This window comes from Streptomyces phyllanthi, assembly GCF_009377205.1.
GTDB classification, from domain to species: Bacteria; Actinomycetota; Actinomycetes; order Streptomycetales; family Streptomycetaceae; genus Streptomyces; species Streptomyces phyllanthi.
Map to the genome: position 1 here is coordinate 1 of NZ_VJZE01000138.1, position 19,341 is coordinate 19,341.

Sequence of the window (19,341 nt, forward strand, 5' to 3'; positions counted from 1 at the left end):
CGTCGCCGCCGAACTCAACAGCCGCCCACGCAAAACGCTCGGCTGGGAGACCCCAGCCGAGCGTCTGTCTAAACTGCTCGCGGCTTGATCAACTCACCGCGTGTTGCGACGACCCCTTGAATCCGCCGATCCAGTCGGGGGCCTTACTCGTGCGATGTCGTCCTGTACGCAAGATCGCCGTTGTGTCGAGGTGGTACGTCGTTGTCGGGTCGGCTGCTCGTGCTGTGCCGTCGAGGGTGGGGCTACGTTCTGGGCCCCGCCCTGTGAGCGGTCGTCGTATCGGCTGTCATGTCGTTGATGAACTGCGTCCCGTGCGGCTCTGAGAGAGGCCCTGTGAGAGGCTCACCGGATGGGCGGAGGCGGCAGGACGGGGAGGAGCCGTGGGCTTCGGCCCGGATGCGTTGCTTCATCGTGGGGGGCAGTGAGCGGCCGTAGGGCCGGGACCAGTGGGGTAGCGCCGGGGCGTCCGCGGTCTTCTGGGCGCTGTTGCAGGCCGGCGCGGTGTGCGGTACGGCGGCGGAGGCCGTGGGCGTGATGAGTCCGAGTGCCGTGCACAGCGCGATGAAGGCGGTGACGACGGCGGTCCACAGGTTCCTGACCTTGTTGCGGGCCATTGCCCCTCACTTTCGGGTCGGGCGATTTGCGTACTTTCCTCATGATGTGTATGTGGGCCGCGAAGTGGTGGATCAACGCCCGTGGCGCGTCGATCTTCGGATGAGCACCACCCGGATGGGGGCAAGAGGATGGGAAAATTATTATTTGTATGGTTTCGCGGTGAATATCGCGTGAAGTGAGATGTGATCACCCTGCCATCGGAACGGCGACGTCCGGTTCTACTGCGGTATGCCGGACGGCAGTTGAGGTCCGACGCAGGTCACCGATCGATATCGATCGGTGTGTATAGTCGGGCGCCAGAGGTCCCCTACGTCAAGGAAAGACGAGGTCGCGCGGTGAAGAAGCTTCTCCTGGTCGCACTGGCCGCCATCGGCGGGCTCCTCGTGTACCGCCAGATCCAGGCGGATCGCGCCGAGCAGGATCTGTGGACGGAGGCGACTGACTCCGTGCCCACGGGTTCGTGAGTGTCGACAGCATCGACATCAGTCTCAGAGCAGACCCCGACCGCCCTCGCGGTCGGGGTTTTGTGTGTCCGGGGTGGTTTCGGCCGATTCTTTGCTTCTGCGATCTATTTGGTTGCTTATGTAAAAAGTTGTGCCCTCGGTAGAGAGCGTTTTGCGCCCGCGTTCGCATAGTGAGGGTGACGCGCCCGTCGGCGGGGCAGGATGGGCGGCGTCCGGGGCTACGACGAGGGGTGGCGCGTGATGGGGCGGCGCACGGTCTGGTGGCGAGCTGTGGCGGCCGTGGGAGCGGCTCTGTGCGCGACGACGGCGCTGCCCGAGCAGGCCGCGGCGGCCGGAAACCCCGATCCGTACGCCTTCGCGGAGGACGCCAGGACGGTCGAGGGCACGCCGGCCACCACCGGTTCCGTACGACTCGCTCCCGGGCAGGCGTACCGCAGCTCCCTCGGCGAGGACGGCAAGCTCTACTACCGACTCGAACTCGACGACAGCTCCCATGCGTACGTCTCCGTCACGGCCGTCCCCAAGCCGGGGACAACGGTTGCCTCGACGGAGGGGGTCAAGGTGAGCCTGCAGGACGCCGACAACCACCGCTGCTCCTCCGAGACCTCGCGCTTCGGGCCCACTCGCAGCCCGCGCCCCGTCACTGCCTGGGCGTCACGCGAGATCGGCAGCGACCCGTACATGTGCCAGGGGGCCGGGACGTACTACGTGGTCGTCGAGCGCGTCGGTACGGTGACGTCCTCCCGAGGCTCCGAAGGCCAGGAGACCGAAGGTTCGCAAGGGTCTCCGGACGAGGGGAGCGCCTGGGCGCTGGAGCTCGGTTACGTGCTGGAGCCCCCTCTGAAGCAGACCGGCTCCACGAAGGCACCCGAGACGTGGAACTCCGCTTCCCCGCAAGGCATCTCGGGCGACGCCGAGCGCCGCAAGGGCGGTACGAGCTTCGCCACGGCGAGCCCCGTGGCACAGGGGGTCTGGGAGGCCCCGGGCGGTATCCGGCCCGGGGGAACGCTGTACTACAAGGTGCCCGTCGACTGGGGGCAACAGCTGTACGTCACCGCCGAACTGGGCAGTGCCAGTAGTGACTCCGACGGCTTCGTGGGTTCCGCACTGGTCATGTCCCTCTACAACCCCGTACGCGGGTTCGCGGACGACGTGACGTCCGGCTACGACGGCAGCCAGCGGTCCGTGGACCTGAAGCCGCTGCCCCCCGTCCGCTATACAAACCGCTTCGCCCTCAGCAACGAGATGAGCGCGATGCGGTTCGCAGGCTGGTACTACCTCGCCGTGCATCTCGGGGCTCCGGTCGCGGACCGGTTCGGCGACGGGCCGTTCGGTCTGACGCTGCGCGTACGGGTGGCGGGTACGGCGGCGGAGGGGCCCGGGTATCTGGGGGCGTCCGAGCCACAGGGTGTGTTCGAGGTCACGGATGAGGACTGGGAGACCGCCGAGCGGGGACCGGAGAGTGGTGCGGAGGTCGACGAGGGCTCCGGGTACTCCGGGGGCGGGGAATCGGGAGGAACCGCGGGGTCCGGCGGCTCACAGGCCTCGGGGAGCACTCAGGGACTCGCGGCCCACGACACCTCGCTGAAGCTGGTCGCCGTGGGCGGAATCGGTACGGGGAGCGTGCTGGTCCTGGGGCTCGCACTGTGGACGGTTATGGCGCGGCGGCGGGCCGGGTGAGGAGCGGAGAGGACCGCGGCGGCTCAGGGCAAGGGCAGCTTGGCCAAAGGGCCGCCTGAAGTGCCCGCGGCGGACCAGTGGCCCACATGAGGACCGCCCGCGAGTTCGGCAAGGGCCGGGCTGAGGCCCCAGGGTTCGCCCCGGTCAGAGCTGGGCCTCAGAGCTGGGCCAGAGCCCAGAAGCCGACGGCGTAGCAGACCAGCGCCAGGAGGAGGACGGGCACGGCCACCCTGGCGGGCGGGCCCGGACGGCGTCGCGAGATTCTCCTCGATCTACGTGGAACCTGCGGAGGTCGAGCGGTGTATGAACCAGTAGAGACGTAAGCGTGCTGCTGCGCTGAAGACGTCGGAGCCTGCGAGGGGCTCTCGGGGCTCTCGGGGTTCTCGGGGCTCTCGAGGCCCACAGGGCTCAGCAGCGGGTGCGGCTGGGGGGAGGGAACATGCGTGGGTTCGGAGTGGTGCGGGGCGTAGACAGGGGCCTGGCCCGGCAGCGCGGTCGGCGCGGGCGGGGTGGGTGGCTGTTCGGGGTGCTGGTGCTGGTAGTGCTGGTGGGGCAGGTGGTGCGGCGAAGCTTGCTGCCCGTCATGCGTGGGCGTTTGGACAGGGTCCCCGGTGATCTGCGCCTGCGGCGGCGGGAGGTGAAAGCTGCCGGTGTCCGACATCGTGGACGGCCGTACTGGCTCGGGGTCGTGCTCAGGGCGCGGAGGTACGGCGGCGGGAGCGGGCTCCCGCTCTACGGCCCCCGGAGTGGACTCCGGATATACGGGGCCGGAGGTGCGCTCCTGAGGCCCGGTGCCCAGCCTGTGGGGCTGAGATCCAGTGTCTGGTCCACGGCCCTGAGTCCCAGTGCCCGGTCCGTGCTCCTGATAGCCGTTGACCGGCGCATACCCCCACTGCTCACTGCCTGAGCCGGTCCCCGAGGGCGCACTGCCGGGCATCGGCGGCGGTGTCGTGGGGCGCGCGGGCACGGAGCCGGTGACGGGAGCCGGTGGCAGCCAGCCCCCGGTGTCCTGGTCCGGAGTCGACGGCGGCGCTGTGCCTGTTCGACCCGTGTCCAGTCCCGACGCTTTTCTCATGGGGCCGTCTGGACCGAAACCGTCGGGCAGTGGCCCGAGTTGGTCGAAGACCTCCACCAACTCGTCGTCGGGGCCCGGCTCGGGCAGGAGTTCGGCGGCCGCGGCCAGGGCCTTGCGGGCACCCGTGGCCGTACGGAAGCGGGAGTCGGGGTCGGGCTGCAGAAGCGTGCCCACGACCTGCCACAGGGGCCCGGGGATGCCCTTCGGGGGTCCGGGCGTGCCCTGGGCGGCGAAGTACTCGATGAGTGCCTTGGCGTCCGGTTTGGCGCCCTCGAGGAGATACAGGGCGACCAGGCCCACCGCGAACAGGTCGGCGGGGAAGTCCGGTTCCGAGCCCAGCATCTGCTCGGGTGCGAAGTAACCGGGTGTCCCTACCACGTAGTTGGTCTCGGTCAGTCGGGGCTCGCCCAGGCGCATGGCGATGCCGAAGTCGGAAAGGCGCAGGTGCGGCCTGGCCGTGCCGGTGGCCTCCAGCAGGACGTTGGCGGGCTTGATGTCGCGGTGTACGACATCCTCCGCGTGCACCGCGGCGAGCCCGGAAAGGAGCTGGTCGAGCAGGGCGCAGACAAAGGCCGGCGGCAGAGGGCCGTAGTCGTTGACGAGGTTGACCAGTGAGCCTCCGGTGACCAGTTCCATGGTGAACAGGACCTGGTCGTCGTCGGCGGCCCAGCTGGTGGGCGCGAGGACATGGGGGTGATCGATCCGCAGAGCCTGTTCCCGGACGAAGCGCAGCAAGGAGTGCGCGTCGCGCTGCTGGAGGACCTTGGCCGCCACATAGCGGCGTCGCCGGTGGTCCCAGGCGCGCCAGACGGCGCCTACTCCTCCACGTCCGATCGGGTCGACCAGTTCGTACCGGCCGGCGAAGACCTCACCCATGGTTGTGCGTCGTTCCCCCTTCGGCTCCCCCCTTGGCCGGTTTCACCAGACGAGCCCTACGGCTCCCTCGGCCCGCTCGGATGGTCGCGGACATCTGGCTCACCTGCCCCTGTTCGGCTTCCTCGCGCGGTGGCCGCTTTGCCGACCGGCTGCTCTCCAGCTCCACACGGCTTGATCGGATGCAGCTCGCTCGGGCTGCCGTATGCCGTTCTCGCTGTCGTTGGCTGTGCCTTCGTGCTCCGGCTGTCGGGCTGTCGGGTACCTACCGTGTTCCAGTCGTCGCCTTCGAGCTGCTTGGGCTCTCTTCGGCTTCTCCGCGGGAGTTGACCGTCTTGCCATGCGTCGTACGTCCGCGTTGGCTGTGTCCGCTCCGTTCTCCCGCGGCTCTGGTCGAGCTTGCTCGTGCTCCCTGTCGTCCGCCCGGTCGCCGAACCCCCTTCGGCGACCGGGACTTGGGCTCAGTTCTGGTGTGTCTGGTAGTGGGTGACCGCGTCGGAGGTGCGGCCCGCGCCGTACACCCGGAGGAACTCTGCCAGTTCCGGGTGGGTTGGGGCGAGGGTGTCCGCCGCTTCTATGATGTCGCCCGCGGCCGCCACCGAGCGCAGCAGCGACTGGATCTCACGGACCACCCGCTTGACCGTGGGTGCCCCCGAACTCGTCGTCGACTGCGTGGTGTTGCTGAGCACCGAACCCCCCTGCGACTTCTTGATCTCGTCCATGCGCTCGGTTGCCTCCACGGCGCTCACGCTGCCGTCCGCGACCTGCCCCGCCAGGTCCTGCAGCAACTGCACCCGCTGGACCACCGCAGGATTGCCGATCTTGGCGCGCTGACCACTCATCAGCTGCGACAGCATCGGTGCGGACAGGCCCAGCACCCCCGCGAGACGAGCCTGGTTGAGGCCCAGGTCGTCTATGAGCTTACGGAAGAGCGCCCCCAGCGGCTCCCCGTACCAGTTCCGCTGCAGCTCCCGGGCTCTTGCGGTCGCTTCCTGCTGTGCGGCGTCCATTGCGTCTCCCCATCGCTTCCCCAAATACCGCGGTTCGCTGTAGCGAACCACGACGAGCATCTTACGGAGAGTGGTCGTTTACTGGGACCCCCAATCTTTTTGCGAGATACCGGGGGTGACCCGGTACTCTGGTCTGCGGCGCCAGCCGGTGGCGGAATCCTCCGGGTGGACGCTTACCTTCCGGGGCCTTAGCTCAGTTGGTAGAGCGCTGTCTTTGCATGGCAGATGTCAGGGGTTCGACTCCCCTAGGCTCCACACCCATGACCGGCCTGGTCGTCCTAGGACGACCAGGCCGGTCGTTTCGTGTCTGCCCTGTGCGATGCCGTGTGCCGGGACGGGTGCGTGCCGCCCGGTGGCTCGTCGCGATCGCTATCTGTGCTGGAAGAGCAGGAATGAGGGGTCTTCCGAGGTGGGGAGGGGGAGGCTGCCCTGGCGTGCGCATGTGCGAAAACTGTGGGCTGCGTCACAGGGTCGGCCGGGTGTCACGTCCTGAAACTCTCCGCAATCGGATCGATGCGTTCCGGTGGGGATGTTCCACGTGAAACAGCGCTGTGGGGCAGGAGGGTCTCAAGCCTCCTGCCCCACAGCGCTGTTGATGCCTGGTGGATCGGTGTCGCTCGCCGGGCGGAACGCCCGGAGTCCGGCACTCGGCCGGAACGGCTCATCAGTCGGAACCGCCTGCAGGTCAGAACCGCTCGGCGATCCCACTCAGCGGCGGTCGTCCCTGTTCGAAGCTTCCTCCTCGGCCTCCTTGGCCTGGACCTCGGGGTCGAGGGAGGAGTGGCCGCTGCCGTCGACCGACGAGAGGTGACCGGTGTCAGGGACCTCGGTGGCGGCGGGGGGCTCGACCAGCCAGTCGGGGTTGGCCTGCTTGTCCCACCACTTCCAGGCGGCGAAAGCACCGCCCGCGACGGCACCCAGGGTGACCAGTCCCTTGGCGATCCGGCCGATCCTGGCCCGGCGCCGCTGCCTGCGGACCAGCTTCTGGATCTGCTGGGGAGAGACCTGCCCGCGCAGTGCGGCCAGCGCCGCGGCGCTGCGGGACGCGGCCTCCTCCCGGACGGGCCCGGCCGCGGCGATGGCCCGCTCCACACGAGGCGCGGTGTACACGGCGGCCTGCCGGGCCGCCTTGCGGGTGCGGGCAGCGGCCTCATGGGCCGCGTGGTCGACCTTCGGCGGCACATGAGAGCGGGCCTGTTCCAGCCGTGGGGCCACATGGGCTCCGTACTGATGGCGGGCCTGCTCCGCGGCCTGCGACACCTTGGGCGCCAGCAGTACGCGGGCTTCGCGGGTGTAGTGCGTGGCCTTGTCCTTGGCCGTGTCGGCGTAGGGCGCCACCACGTCCGCGGCGTGCCGCACGCTGTCCTTCGCCGACTCGGCCGCTGTGCGCACGCTGTCTTTGCGGGTCACGGGATCCTCCTCCTCGGTGGCGTACGGTATTTCGACTTTCCACCCTTTTACGGATCATGCCTGCCCAAACGCTCCCGGGCATGTGAGGGCGCGCATCCGGGTCACGCCGCCGGGGCGGGTACTGATACCGGCGCGGGGCCGGTGATCGGTACGGGGTCGGTACCGAGGCCGTTACGGGCTATGTGAGATGTCCATGGGGTTCAGTGCGGGTCGGGTACGAGTGCGGGTGCGGTGGAAGGTTGGATGTGGAGAGACGATCACATCCAATAGCGGATGAATACGGGGCAACAGGAGCTTGTCGACGACGATGCCACGAATCGTCGTCGCGCGCTCCTGTCCGGGACCACTCGACCGGTTTTCTGCGAGCGCGGCCCGGAATCCGGACGTACGAGTTACCGGAATCGCAAGATCGACCCCCCGATCTTCGCTCGGATGTGGAGGCCGGGCGACGCACGGCGCCGTCCGTGCGAGGATCAGGTAAGTCACAGAGGGACAACGGAAGGCAGATCGTGGCTGAGCAGCTTTACGCCACCCTGAAGACCAACCATGGCGACATCGAGGTGCGGCTGCTGCCGAACCACGCGCCCAAGACGGTCCGGAACTTCGTCGAGCTCGCCCAGGGCGAGCGTGAGTGGACCAACCCGGCAACGGGCGAGAAGTCCACGGACAAGCTCTACGACGGCACGGTCTTCCACCGGGTGATCAGCGGATTCATGATCCAGGGCGGTGACCCGCTGGGCAACGGCACCGGCGGCCCCGGCTACCAGTTCGAGGACGAGTTCCACCCGGACCTCGCTTTCGACAAGCCCTACCTGCTGGCCATGGCCAACGCAGGCCCGGGCACCAACGGCTCGCAGTTCTTCATCACCGTCTCCCCGACGGCCTGGCTGAACCGCAAGCACACCATCTTCGGTGAGGTCGTCGACGGGGCCAGCCAGAAGGTCGTCGACTCCATCGCGACCACCCAGACCAACCCCCGCACCGACCGCCCGGTCAACGAGGTCGTCATCGAGTCGGTCGTCGTCGAGACCCGCAAGGGCTGAGCCCTCGACGCCCGCCGACGCCGAGCAGCTCAAACCGCTCGCAGCACCCCGAAAGGGCCCGCACGGCCCGAAGGGAACCAATCGCCCCGCTCAACCGTAAGGATGAGCGGGGCGCGGCGTTGCGTGTACTGATCCTCGTGCGCCCGCCGCGTGCCGACGTACGGAGATTGAGGGGACCCCATGGACCAGGCGCCGGGCAGCCCGCAGGGGCCGCAGGACCAGGGACCGCAGGACGCCCACAGCGTGCCCGGCTGCTACCGGCACCCGGGCCGGGAGACCGGCGTGCGCTGCACCCGCTGCGAGCGGCCGATCTGCCCGGAGTGCATGGTGAGCGCCTCCGTTGGCTTCCAGTGCCCCGAGTGCGTCCGCGGCGGCTCCGGTACGGACCACGCCCCCAGCGCCTCCCGGCCGCGCACCCTCGCCGGAGGCCCCGTCACCGCCGATCCCCGGCTCCTCACCAAGGCGCTCCTCGGCATCAACATCCTGCTCTTCCTGCTCCAGCTCTCCCTCGGCGACCGCTTCACCGACCGCTTCGACCTCATCGGCCTGGCGTATGTGCAGCACCTCGGCTCGATCGAGGGCGTCGCCGACGGGCAGTGGTACCGGCTGCTGACGGCGATGTTCCTGCACAGCGGCTATGTCCACATCATGTTCAACATGCTCAGCCTGTGGTGGATCGGCGGCCCTCTGGAAGAGGCCCTCGGCCGCGTCCGCTATCTCGTCGTCTACCTGGTCTCCGGCCTCGCGGGCAGTGCCCTCACCTATCTGCTCGCCGACGCCAACCAGCCCTCGCTGGGTGCCTCGGGCGCCATCTTCGGTCTCTTCGGCGCGACCGCGGTCCTGATGCGCCGGCTCAACTACGACATGCGGCCGATCATCGTGCTGCTGGTGATCAACCTGATCTTCACGTTCAGCCCGGGGTTCAACATCTCCTGGCAGGCGCATGTCGGCGGGCTCGTCGGCGGTGTGGTGATGGGCTACGCGATGGTGCACGCGCCGCGTGAGCGCCGTGCTCTGATCCAGTACGGCGTCTGCGCTCTGGTTCTGGCCGCGGTGGTGCTCGCGACGCTGGTCAGGACGGCCCAGCTCACCTGAGAGGGTTCCTGGGCCCGGGGCTGGCTGAACGGATGTTTGTCCACAGACCGTGGCGGATCTTGTGCATAGGGTGCGGGAACAGCTGTGCCCCCTGGCGCTCACCCGAGTTTTCGCAGGTGAGGCAGGGGGCGAACATGCTTGCGGAGGTCGGTGCTTCTGTCGTACCGGCGTCAATGCCCGACAGGTTATCCACAGATCGTCGTTCTTTTTCCCCATGTGGAAAACGCCTGTGGATAACTCGGTGGATAGCCATGGGCAGAGCTGGGTTCACCATGTGGCGAGCCTCACGTCACCTGCCGTACCAGCTGTCCGGGCGGGCTACTTCCACTGGGTGGAGACGCCGAATCCCGCCGCGATGAAGCCGAAACCGACCACGATGTTCCAGTTGCCGAGCGAGTCGATGGGCAGCGAACCGTCGGTGACGTAGAAGACGACGATCCATGCGAGGCCGATGACGAACAAGGCCAGCATGACGGGGGCGACCCAGCCACGGCTGTTCAGCTTGATGTTCGTTGCCTGCTTGGTCGGCGGCGGCGTGTAGTCGGCCTTCTTGCGGATACGTGACTTCGGCACGAGGGTCTCTCCTGTCGATGCGCTGCGTGGCCGCGCAGGGAACTGGGGCGGGTCCCAGGGCAGCGTACAAGGGGACACTGAATGCTCCCCCGGGCGTCCGTTAGCGTAGTGCTTCCGCGGCGCCGAAGGAGATAAGGGTACGTTGAGCAATTCCGCCGACACACCCCGGGTGGGCGCGGCCGACCCGTCCGGGACGGGTTCCGACCGCACACCGGACACGGGTTCCGCCGATCCCGCCGCCAAGGGCTCCGGATCCAGGTTCCGGCCGGTGAGAGTGCTCACCGTGGCCGTGTTCGCCCTTGCCGGGCTGATCTTCTTCACGAGCTTCAACACGGCCAAGGGAACCAACATCCGCACCGACAGCTCCCTGCTGAAGCTCTCCGACCTCATCCACGAGCGCAGCCAGAAGAACGGTCAGCTCGACGAGTCCAACGCGGCCCTCCGAGGCGAGGTCGAGGCCCTCGCCGAGCGCGACGACGGCAACACCAAGGCCGACGACGACAGGATCAAGGCGCTGGAGAAGAACGCCGGCACCCAGAAGCTCAAGGGCGAGGCCATCACGGTCACCCTCGACGACGCCCCGCCAAACGCCACCGCCAAACTGCCCGGTTACCCCGCGCCGCAACCCGACTACCTGGTCATCCACCAGCAGGACCTTCAGGCCGTGGTGAACGCCCTGTGGCAGGGCGGCGCCAAGGGCATCAAGGTCATGGACCAGCGGCTGATCTCCACCAGTGCCGTGCGCTGTGTCGGCAACACCCTGATCCTCCAGGGCCGCGTCTACTCGCCCCCGTACAAGGTCCAGGCGGTCGGCGACCCGGAGAAGCTGCAGAAGGCCCTCACCGCCTCCCCCGCGATCCAGAACTACATGGTCTACGTCAACGTCTACGGGCTCGGCTGGAAAGTCACCGAGGACGGGCCGGTGACTCTTCCCGGCTACTCGGGCACAGTGGATCTGCACTACGCGAAACCCGTCGAGTAGACCGTCCGGGCCGCCAACCGCCTGGGGGGTCAGCTGCTTTGGCCGTTCAGGAGCCGCCGGTGCGCGTGATCGTCAGGACCGTCAGTGAACTGTGCATCACCATCGGCACCCTGATCGTGCTCTTCGTGGCGTACGTGCTGTTCTGGACGGGCGTGAAGGCCGACAGCGCGATGGACCGGCAGGTCGACCGACTCCAGGAGCGCTGGTCGAAGGGCACCGTGAAGCAGTCGCCCGCACCGGGAAGTCCGGCCGCTCCCGCGAACACGAAGCCCGGACCGTACAAGGACGGCGAACCCTTCGCTCTCATGTACATCCCCCGTCTTGGTTTCACGTGGAACAAGCCCGTGCTCGAGGGCACGAAGGTGAACACCCTCAAGAAGGGCCTGGGCCACTACGCGAACACGGCACGTCTCGGGCGGAAGGGGAACTTCGCCGTGGCCGGCCATCGCCGCACGTACGGCGACCCGTTCAAGGACTTCCCCAAGCTGCGCGCCGGCGACGCGGTGGTGCTGACCGACGGGGTGACCTGGTTCACGTATCGGATCGACAAGGGGCCGTACAAAACCCTGCCCACGGACATTGAGGTGATCGATCCTGTGCCACGTAAGTCGGGGTACACACGTCCAGGCCGTTATCTGACGCTGACCACCTGTGAACCGGAGTGGGGGCACAGCCATCGGCTGATCGTGTGGGCGCACCTTGACGCCACACAGCCTGTGGAGGAAGGGAAACCGGAGGCGTTGCGCCGTTAGTCTGGTGACGTGACGGCGTGAGTCTGTGCCGTGGTGTGAGGGAAGGGACGGCATGTACGGCTGGATCTGGCGGCATCTCCCGGGCAACGCGTGGGTGAAGGCGTTGATTTCCCTCGCACTGGCCCTGCTTGTGGTCTATGTCCTTTTCCAGTACGTCTTTCCCTGGGCCGAGCCCCTCCTGCCCTTCAACGATGTGACGGTGAACGACCAGTGAGCGCCCGGATTCTCGTCGTCGACAACTACGACAGCTTCGTCTTCAACCTGGTCCAGTACCTGTACCAGCTGGGTGCCGAGTGCGAGGTGCTCCGCAACGACGAGGTGGCGACCACCCACGCGCAGGACGGGTTCGACGGTGTGCTGCTGTCGCCCGGACCGGGTACGCCCGAAGAGGCGGGCGTATGCGTCGACATGGTGCGCCACTGCGCGGCGACCGGCGTGCCCGTCTTCGGGGTCTGCCTCGGGATGCAGTCGATGCAGGTGGCGTACGGCGGTGTCGTGGACCGCGCGCCCGAGCTGCTGCACGGCAAGACGTCCCCCGTGGAGCACGCGGGTCGGGGGGTCTTCGCTGGGCTGCCCTCCCCCTTCACCGCGACCCGTTACCACTCGCTGGCCGCCGAACCGGCGACCGTGCCGAACGAGCTGGAGGTCACGGCACGCACGCACGACGGGATCATCATGGGCCTGAGGCACCGTGAACTCCCGGTGGAGGGGGTGCAGTTCCACCCCGAGTCGGTGCTGACCGAGCACGGGCACCGGATGCTCGCCAACTGGCTGGTGGAGTGCGGTGACCAGGACGCCGTGGCCCGGTCGGCAGGGCTCGCCCCGGTGGTGGGCAGGGCCACGGCGTGACGGCGCTGCGCCCCGAGCGCGACAGCTCCCCCTACGGCGGCGAGGCCGCGTACGGGGGAGCCGACGCGTTCGAGGCGGAGGTGTTCGAGGCGGACCCCCTGGAAGTGGCGGTGGAGGGGCTCGCGGACCCGCTCACCGATCCGCTGCCCCAGGCGGCTTCCGAACGCCAGGCAGCACAGGAGTCGCAGCGCACCTGGTACGGCGAGGACTGGAGCGGACAGCGGTACGCGCAGCAGCAGGAGCCGCCGCCGTACGGGCCGGACGGTCTGAGGCCCGCGTACGAGCCCACGCGTCCGGCTCCGTACGAGCCCGTCTCCCCGTCCCCGTCCCCGTACGGGACGCCTCGCCCGCAAACCCCGTACGGGGGCGTGTACGAGGCGGCGGGGCTCGGGCATCCGGAGGTCGACGAGAGGACGGCCGGATACCGGCCCCTGCCGCTCGACGAGGAGACCGTGGCGTTGCGGGTGGAGGACGCGCGGCGAGCGGCCGAGGCGGCCGACGAGATGGCCTCCGGAGGCCGTGCGGCCCGTAGGAAGGCCACGAAGCGGCACGGGCGGCACGGAGGGGCCTCCGGAGGCGCTCATGGCGCCCACGGGGCCCACAGCGGCCGTGGAGGCGCTGGAGCGGCGGGAACGGCGGGGAGGGCTCGGCACGGCGCTCTGGAGGGCGAGAGGGCCGACGGGACGCCCTTAGCGGCGCCCCGGTCGCGGGTGGAGGCCCGGAGGGCGGCGCGGGCGAGCAGGCCCAGCGCGGGTGTCCTCGCGAGCCGGATGATCGGTGAGGTGTTCATCACCACCGGCGTGGTGATGCTGCTGTTCGTGACGTACCAGTTGTGGTGGTCGAACATCCGGGCGCAGCAGCAGGCGGGCAGGGAAACGACCACTCTCCAGGAGGAGTGGGCCAGCGGCAAGCGCGCGCCGGGGGTGTTCCAGCCCGGACAGGGCTTCGCCATCCTGCACATCCCGAAGCTGGACGTGGTCGTGCCGATCGCGGAGGGCATCAGCAAGTCGAAGGTCCTGGACCGCGGCATGGTCGGGCACTACGACGCGGACAGCATCAAGACGGCGATGCCCGAGGAGAAGACGGGCAACTTCGGTATCGCGGGGCACCGCAACACGCACGGCGAGCCCTTCCGGTACATCAACCGCCTCAAGCCCGGCGATCCGATCGTGGTCGAGACACGGGACACGTACTACGTCTACGACATGGCCTCGATCCTGCCGGTGACGTCTCCGTCGAACGTCCGAGTCCTCGATCCGGTCCCCGCGGGATCCGGATTCACGAAGGCGGGCCGCTACATCACGCTGACCACCTGTACGCCGGAGTTCACCAGCAAGTACCGGATGATCGTGTGGGGCAAGATGGTGGAGGAACGGCCGCGCAGCAAGGGCAAACCGGACGCGCTCGTCCAGTGAACGCGTCCCGTCGGCCTGGGGAGCCCGGCCGGCAGGACGACGCGGTACCAGGAACAGACGGGGCAGATGCAGTGGCAGCGACCACCGAGCACGGGGAGCAGCAGCACGACGAGCAGGGCGACCAGGAGGAGGAGCGGACCGACGCGCCGGTGACCACGGCCCCGGCAGTATCCCCGGCAGGGACGCCGCGCCGCAGGTTGGGCCGGATCGCGATGGCGGTCAGCGTCGTCGGTGAGCTTCTCATCACCGCGGGACTGGTCCTCGGACTGTTCGTCGTCTACTCGCTGTGGTGGACGAACGTCGTCGCCGACCGTGAGGCGGACAAGCAGGGCGACAAGGTCCGTGACACTTGGGCGGAGGACAGGGACACCGGTCCCGGGGCCCTCGACACGAGGAACGGCATCGGCTTCCTGCACGTCCCGTCGATGACGAAGGACGAGATCCTGATCCGCAAGGGCACGTCGGCGAAGCTGCTGAACGACGGTGTGGCCGGCTACTACACCGACCCCGTCAAGGCGACCCTGCCGACGAGCGGCAAGAACGGCAACTTCTCCCTCGCCGCCCACCGCGACGGCCACGGCGCCAAGTTCCACAGCATCGACAGGATCGAGAAGGGCGACCCGATCGTCTTCGAGACCAAGGACGACTGGTACGTCTACAAGGTCTACTCGATCCTCCCCCAGACCTCTAAGTACAACGTCAAGGTCCTGGCGCCCGTCCCGAAGGAGTCGGGCAGGAAGAAGCCGGGCCGATACATCACGCTGACGACCTGCACGCCCGTGTACACCTCCCAGTACCGGTACATCGTGTGGGGGGAGCTGGACCGGGTGGAGAAGGTGGACGGGGACCGGACGTTGCCGAAGGAACTGCGGTGAGGTGACTGAGCTCCTGTGCTGAGCTCTGTCGCCTACCATGACTGAGGCCCGAAGCCGCAACTTACCCTTGCGGCTTCGGGCCTCTCTTGTGTACGCCTATCGCAGTGCCTTGAGACGCACTCCGGCGCTCCACTCCTCCAACTCGTTGCGGCTCACGGTGATGACCCCACTCAGATCGGCGATCGCCTGAGCTTCTCGGCTGAACTCGCAGGTGGCGACGAACAGCGCGACATCGACCCGGTCGACGGCTTTTGCGGCACCGGCCGAACTTCTGCATGTCGGCACTTGGGACGATCCAGCGGCCGGCTCGGTTCTTGCACTGGACGGCGACAGTGCGTCCGTCGGCGGTGCGTGCGGTGATGTCGATGCCGCGGTCACTTCGGACACACACCTGACGTGCGACTTCGCTGCCACGGAGCAGGCGATGTTGAGGACGGCTCGGAGGGAGAAGAGTGCCAGGGATCGTGTGCGTGACTGGATTCCACTGAGGTCCTTGAAGGACCTCAGTTCTTCGCCTGTCAGCAGGTGGTAACCGCTGGCCTCCAGCACGCCGTTGCGCAGGCTCTTCGATTCCAGCAAAGCCGTCAACGATCTCTCGCACAGGGCGTGATCAAGTTCCGGAGAGGGCTGGGTTGTTGGTGATACCCAGGGGTGGGGAGGGCTCGTTCGGGGTTGTCACGGATGGCGCGGTTGATTTGGCGATGTTGTCGTTTCTGGGGCTTTTTGAGTTCAGCAACAAACTGATCTGCCAGCGCGTCCAGCGGGTGACAATGACGAGGGTGTGATTTTCGCTGCGACAAAGCCGGACCCGCTACGTGCCGGATCGGTCGGCCACAGGGAGCCGCGTTCCTTGTCTATCCCGACATTTCGGCCGGCGGTTGTACATGAGAGGAGCCCCGGCACCATGCTGAACGGTGCCGGGGCTTTCCTGAAGCAGGCGGGGTCAGTCCTCCTCGCGGGCCGACGTTCCGGTGAAGCCTCCGAAGAAGCCGCCTCCGTTGTTGTTGCCTCCGTTGTTGCCGTCCGCCTGGTCCACGGCCGTGAGGTTCACCGTGGTGCCCTCGGGGACCTGGCTGTTGGCCTGCGGGTCCTGGGCGAGGACGATGGCGTCGTCGTTCTGCGAGCCGTTGATGTTGCCGACCTGCAGACCCGCGTCCTCGATGGCCTTCCTGGCGTCCTTCAGGCGCTGACCGGTGAGCGTCGGTACGGTCACCGTCTGCTGCTCGGCCTTCTTGCCGATCTGGATGCTCACCGTGGAGTTCTTGTCGACCGGGGTACCGGCCTGCGGTGAGGTGGCGACGACCTTGCCGACCAGGTTGTCGTCCTCGGTCTCCACCTCGGTGCACGTGCCCGTGAGGTCGTTCTCCTCCATCCGTTTCCTGGCATCGTCACAGCTTTGGCCCTTGACGTCCGGGACCACCGACTGTGCCTCTTCCTTGGCGACGGTGAGAGTGATCGTGGAGCCCTTCGCGACCTTGCTGTCGCCCTCGGGGTCCTGACCGATCACGGTGCCCTTCGTGCGGTCGGACTCCTCCGTCTTCTGCTCGACGGTGAAGCCCTTCTCCTCGAGCTGGGACTCGGCCTCCTCGTAGGACAGGCCCTGGACATCCGGCACCGTCACCTTGGGCGCGCCCGTCGACAGCACCAGCTGGATGGTGTCGCCCTTCTTGACCTGGGCGTCGGCCGCCGGGTTCTGCTCGCAGACGAAGCCCTTCTTCTGGTCCTCGCAGGCCTTCTCGGTGGTCGACAGCTTCAACTCGACGTTGGTCGCCATTCGCTTGGCCTCGGCCTGGGACACACCGACGAAGTTGGGTGCGTTGAAGGTGTCGCCGCTCGTGTTCTGGCCGTCGAACGCCCACTTGCCGATCAGGATCGCGCCGACCAGGACCAGGGCGCCCGCGACGACCAGCAGGATCGTCGAGGTGTTGTTCTTTCTCTGCCGGCGCCGGTCGCGGCGGTCGTCGTAGCCGAAGCCGCCGTCGTCCGGGTTCATCGGCGGGAGCATGGTGGTCGCCCCCGCGTCCGTGGCGCGCAGGGCCGTCGTCGGCTGGTCGTCCGGGTAGGCGCCGTAGCCGACCGATCCCATGGCGGCGGTGGCCGCGACCGGCTGGCCGTCGAGGCAGGCCTCGATGTCGGCACGCATCTCGTCGGCGGACTGGTAGCGGTAGTCCGGGTCCTTGACCAGCGCCTTCAGCACGATCGCGTCCATCTCGGGCGTGATCTCGGGGTCGAAGACGCTCGGCGGCTGGGCCTCTTCCCGTACGTGCTGGTAGGCCACCGCCACCGGGGAGTCGCCAATGAAGGGCGGACGGACCGTCAACAGCTCGTAGAGCAGACAGCCGGTCGAATACAGGTCGGACCGCGCGTCCACCTGCTCGCCCTTCGCCTGCTCGGGAGACAGGTACTGGGCGGTGCCGATGACCGCGGCCGTCTGCGTCATCGTCATACCGGAGTCACCCATGGCGCGGGCGATGCCGAAGTCCATCACCTTGACCTGGCCGGTGCGCGTCAGCATGACGTTGGCCGGCTTGATGTCGCGGTGGACGATGCCGTTGCGGTGGGCGTACTCCAGACCCTGGAGGATGCCGATGGTCATCTCCATGGCCCGCTCCGGCAGCAGCTTGCGGCCGCTGTGCAGAAGCTCACGGAGCGTGGAGCCGTCGACGTACTCCATGACGATGTACGGGATCGAGACCCCGTCGATGTAGTCCTCGCCCGTGTCGTAGACCGCGACGATCGCGGGGTGGTTGAGCGAGGCGGCCGACTGGGCCTCCCGGCGGAACCGGGCCTGGAAGGTGGGATCGCGCGCGAGGTCCGCGCGCAGCGTCTTCACCGCCACGGTGCGGCCGAGGCGAGTGTCCATAGCGAGGTAGACCTCGGCCATGCCACCACGGCCGAGCACCTGGCCCAGCTCGTACCGGCCGCCGAGGCGACGCGGCTCTTCCATAGCTTCCTACCAGCCCTCTCCGTCGGTCCCGACCGCACCCACGTGTGGTCCGGCGGTGTGCTGTCCGGGCATACGGTACCCGGATCGCCTTACGTGACCTGGCCGGTCGCGTCACCCGATACAGGACCGGTATCGCAACATGCGCTGTTGTGAGTGCGACGTGACAGGGGTCACTTCTTGCTGTTGATGACCGCCTCCATCACGCTCTTCGCAATCGGAGCGGCGAGACCTCCACCGGAGATGTCGTCACGCTCGGCGTTGCTGTCCTCGACCACCACGGCCACGGCGACCGGCGCGCTGCCGTCGCTGAGCTTGGCGTATGAGATGAACCACGCGTACGGGTTCTTGCTGTTGTTGAGACCGTGCTGGGCGGTACCGGTCTTGCCGCCGACGGTGACGCCGGAGATCTTCGCCCTGCCGCCGGTGCCCTGGGGGTCGCTGACGACCGTCTCCATCATCTTCTGGAGCTGCTGCGCGGTTTCGCCGGACACGGCCTGCGAGAGCTCCTCGGGCTGGTGCTTCTCGATGGTGTCCAGGTTCGCCGCCTTCAGCTCCTCGACCATGTACGGCTTCATCAGCTTGCCGTCGTTGGCGACCGCGGAGGCGACCATGGCCATCTGCAGCGGAGTGGCGCGGTTGGAGGCCTGGCCGATGCCGTCCATGGCGTTCTGCGGCTCGTTGTCCTCGGGGTAGACGCTCTCGGCGGCACGGACCGGGGTGTCGAGCTTCGGGTTGTTGAAGCCGAACTTCTCGGACTGCTCGATCATCTTCTCGTTGCCGACGTCGTCGCTGAGCTTGGCGAAGACCGTGTTGCAGGACACCATCAGCGCGTAGCGCAGGGTGGCGTTCTCGCACTCGCCGTGCTCGTTGGTGAGGTTGGTGGACGTCCCGGGCAGCCGGTACGGGTCCTCGGTGTCCGTGGCCTCGTCGATGCCGTCGACCTTGCCGTTCTCCAGCGCCGCGGCGGCCGTGACCACCTTGAAGGTCGAACCGGGCGGATACGCCTCGCGCAGCGCCCGGTTGAGCATCGGCTTGTCCTCGTCCTTGTCCAGCTTGGTGAAGGTCTCGGCGTCCTTGTTGCTGACGCCGGCGAAGGTGGACGGGTCGTACGACGGCGTGGAGGCCAGCGCGAGGATCGCGCCCGTGGACGGGTCGAGCGCGGCGACCGCGCCCTTCTTGTCACCAAGGCCCTCGAAGGCCGCCTTCTGCGCGGCGGCGCTGAGGGTGGTGACGACGCTGCCGCCCTCCTTCTTCTTCCCCGTGAGCATGTCGAGGGTGTTGCGGAAGAAGAGCCGGTCGTCGTTACCGGTGAGGATGCCGTCCTCGAGGTTCTCCAACTGCGAGGCGCCCACGGCCTGGGAGGAGTAGCCGGTGATCGGCGCCCACATCTCGCCGTTCTTCCAGGTGCGCTTGTACTTGAAGTCGGTTCCCTTGGTCGCGACCGACCCTGTGATGGCCTTGCCGTCGACGATGATGTCGCCGCGCTTGGTGGCGTAACGCTCGATGGAAACGCGACGGTTTTCCTTGTCCGTCCGCAGCGAGTCGGCCTGGACGTACTGGATCCAGTTGTCGCGGATCAGCAGGGCGAGCACGAGGAGCCCGCAGAAGAGCGCGATCCGGCGCAGGGGCTTGTTCACGGTCGGACCACCTGGGTCATCTCGGCGTCGGGGTTGGCGGCCGGGG

The 19,341-nt window shown here is 67.8% G+C and carries 19 protein-coding genes and 1 tRNA gene; 12 read left to right on the forward strand and 8 right to left on the reverse strand.

The window, feature by feature from the left end:
* Positions 1 to 242 precede the first annotated feature (242 nt).
* On the reverse strand, positions 243 to 614 hold the full coding sequence (locus tag FNH04_RS47780) for a DUF6344 domain-containing protein (RefSeq protein WP_386575608.1): 372 nt from the start codon (positions 612 to 614) through the stop codon (positions 243 to 245).
* On the opposite strand from FNH04_RS47780, the gene FNH04_RS46615 reads away from it, so the two are divergent.
* The 3 genes from FNH04_RS46615 (at position 550) to FNH04_RS20430 (ending at position 2,759) form a co-directional block, all read left to right on the forward strand.
* On the forward strand, positions 550 to 789 hold the full coding sequence (locus FNH04_RS46615) for a hypothetical protein (RefSeq protein ID WP_194236748.1): 240 nt from the start codon (positions 550 to 552) through the stop codon (positions 787 to 789). The two genes, FNH04_RS47780 and FNH04_RS46615, sit on opposite strands and share 65 nt — an antisense overlap.
* 161 nt (positions 790 to 950) lie before the next feature.
* On the forward strand, positions 951 to 1,079 hold the full coding sequence (locus FNH04_RS47785) for a DLW-39 family protein (RefSeq protein ID WP_003999697.1): 129 nt from the start codon (positions 951 to 953) through the stop codon (positions 1,077 to 1,079).
* A 201-nt stretch (positions 1,080 to 1,280) separates the two neighbouring features.
* Positions 1,281 to 2,759 (forward strand): hypothetical protein, encoded by a 1,479-nt coding sequence (locus FNH04_RS20430; protein WP_152786298.1) that lies wholly within the window; start codon positions 1,281 to 1,283, stop codon positions 2,757 to 2,759.
* 157 nt (positions 2,760 to 2,916) lie between these two features.
* Here the strand turns inward: FNH04_RS20430 and FNH04_RS20435 are convergent, their stop codons facing one another.
* Positions 2,917 to 4,710, reverse strand: a complete 1,794-nt coding sequence (locus tag FNH04_RS20435) for a serine/threonine-protein kinase (RefSeq protein ID WP_152786300.1) — start codon at positions 4,708 to 4,710, stop codon at positions 2,917 to 2,919.
* 458 nt (positions 4,711 to 5,168) lie between these two features.
* Complete coding sequence (locus FNH04_RS20440; RefSeq protein WP_152786302.1) at positions 5,169 to 5,717, reverse strand: helix-turn-helix domain-containing protein; 549 nt, start codon at positions 5,715 to 5,717, stop codon at positions 5,169 to 5,171.
* Between the two features lie 182 nt (positions 5,718 to 5,899).
* On the opposite strand from FNH04_RS20440, the gene FNH04_RS20445 reads away from it, so the two are divergent.
* A tRNA-Ala gene (locus FNH04_RS20445) sits at positions 5,900 to 5,972 on the forward strand.
* 453 nt (positions 5,973 to 6,425) lie between these two features.
* On the opposite strand, the gene FNH04_RS20450 is transcribed toward FNH04_RS20445, so the two are convergent.
* A complete protein-coding gene (locus tag FNH04_RS20450; RefSeq protein ID WP_322723378.1) occupies positions 6,426 to 7,127 on the reverse strand; it encodes a DUF5324 family protein in 702 nt (233 codons plus the stop codon).
* A 509-nt stretch (positions 7,128 to 7,636) separates the two neighbouring features.
* On the opposite strand from FNH04_RS20450, the gene FNH04_RS20455 reads away from it, so the two are divergent.
* Together FNH04_RS20455 and FNH04_RS20460 are read left to right on the forward strand one after the other, a co-directional pair.
* The gene (locus FNH04_RS20455; protein ID WP_322723379.1) at positions 7,637 to 8,170 is read left to right on the forward strand and encodes a peptidylprolyl isomerase; all 534 of its coding nucleotides are present in this window, start codon (positions 7,637 to 7,639) and stop codon (positions 8,168 to 8,170) included.
* 180 nt (positions 8,171 to 8,350) lie between these two features.
* Positions 8,351 to 9,265: a rhomboid family intramembrane serine protease gene (locus FNH04_RS20460; protein WP_152786304.1), complete on the forward strand. Its 915-nt coding sequence runs from the start codon at positions 8,351 to 8,353 to the stop codon at positions 9,263 to 9,265.
* Positions 9,266 to 9,583: 318 nt separating this feature from the next.
* Here the strand turns inward: FNH04_RS20460 and crgA are convergent, their stop codons facing one another.
* Positions 9,584 to 9,838 carry a cell division protein CrgA gene (gene crgA, locus FNH04_RS20465; RefSeq protein ID WP_322723381.1) on the reverse strand — a complete coding sequence of 85 codons (255 nt, stop codon included), beginning with the start codon at positions 9,836 to 9,838 and terminating at the stop codon, positions 9,584 to 9,586.
* 142 nt (positions 9,839 to 9,980) lie between these two features.
* On the opposite strand from crgA, the gene FNH04_RS20470 reads away from it, so the two are divergent.
* From FNH04_RS20470 to FNH04_RS20495, 6 genes are all read left to right on the forward strand, one after another.
* A complete protein-coding gene (locus FNH04_RS20470) occupies positions 9,981 to 10,820 on the forward strand; it encodes a DUF881 domain-containing protein (RefSeq protein ID WP_152786306.1) in 840 nt (279 codons plus the stop codon).
* Between the two features lie 59 nt (positions 10,821 to 10,879).
* Positions 10,880 to 11,572 (forward strand): class E sortase, encoded by a 693-nt coding sequence (locus tag FNH04_RS20475; protein WP_322723382.1) that lies wholly within the window; start codon positions 10,880 to 10,882, stop codon positions 11,570 to 11,572.
* 52 nt (positions 11,573 to 11,624) lie between these two features.
* On the forward strand, positions 11,625 to 11,786 hold the full coding sequence (locus FNH04_RS20480; RefSeq protein WP_152786310.1) for a hypothetical protein: 162 nt from the start codon (positions 11,625 to 11,627) through the stop codon (positions 11,784 to 11,786).
* Positions 11,783 to 12,421 carry an aminodeoxychorismate/anthranilate synthase component II gene (locus tag FNH04_RS20485; RefSeq protein WP_322723384.1) on the forward strand — a complete coding sequence of 213 codons (639 nt, stop codon included), beginning with the start codon at positions 11,783 to 11,785 and terminating at the stop codon, positions 12,419 to 12,421. The genes FNH04_RS20480 and FNH04_RS20485 overlap by 4 nt, the downstream gene beginning before the upstream one ends.
* Complete coding sequence (locus FNH04_RS47790; protein WP_322723385.1) at positions 12,418 to 13,836, forward strand: class E sortase; 1,419 nt, start codon at positions 12,418 to 12,420, stop codon at positions 13,834 to 13,836. Before FNH04_RS20485 ends, FNH04_RS47790 begins: the two co-directional genes overlap by 4 nt.
* Positions 13,837 to 13,907: 71 nt before the next feature.
* Positions 13,908 to 14,711 carry a class E sortase gene (locus tag FNH04_RS20495; protein ID WP_386575604.1) on the forward strand — a complete coding sequence of 268 codons (804 nt, stop codon included), beginning with the start codon at positions 13,908 to 13,910 and terminating at the stop codon, positions 14,709 to 14,711.
* Positions 14,712 to 14,772: 61 nt separating this feature from the next.
* Here the strand turns inward: FNH04_RS20495 and FNH04_RS20500 are convergent, their stop codons facing one another.
* The 3 genes from FNH04_RS20500 to FNH04_RS20520 form a co-directional block, all read right to left on the reverse strand.
* Positions 14,773 to 15,312, reverse strand: a complete 540-nt coding sequence (locus FNH04_RS20500; RefSeq protein ID WP_322723387.1) for a restriction endonuclease — start codon at positions 15,310 to 15,312, stop codon at positions 14,773 to 14,775.
* A gap of 342 nt (positions 15,313 to 15,654) precedes the next feature.
* On the reverse strand, positions 15,655 to 17,658 hold the full coding sequence (pknB, locus tag FNH04_RS20510) for a Stk1 family PASTA domain-containing Ser/Thr kinase (RefSeq protein ID WP_152786312.1): 2,004 nt from the start codon (positions 17,656 to 17,658) through the stop codon (positions 15,655 to 15,657).
* A gap of 170 nt (positions 17,659 to 17,828) precedes the next feature.
* Positions 17,829 to 19,295 (reverse strand): peptidoglycan D,D-transpeptidase FtsI family protein, encoded by a 1,467-nt coding sequence (locus FNH04_RS20520; protein ID WP_322723389.1) that lies wholly within the window; start codon positions 19,293 to 19,295, stop codon positions 17,829 to 17,831.
* Positions 19,296 to 19,341 lie beyond the last annotated feature (46 nt).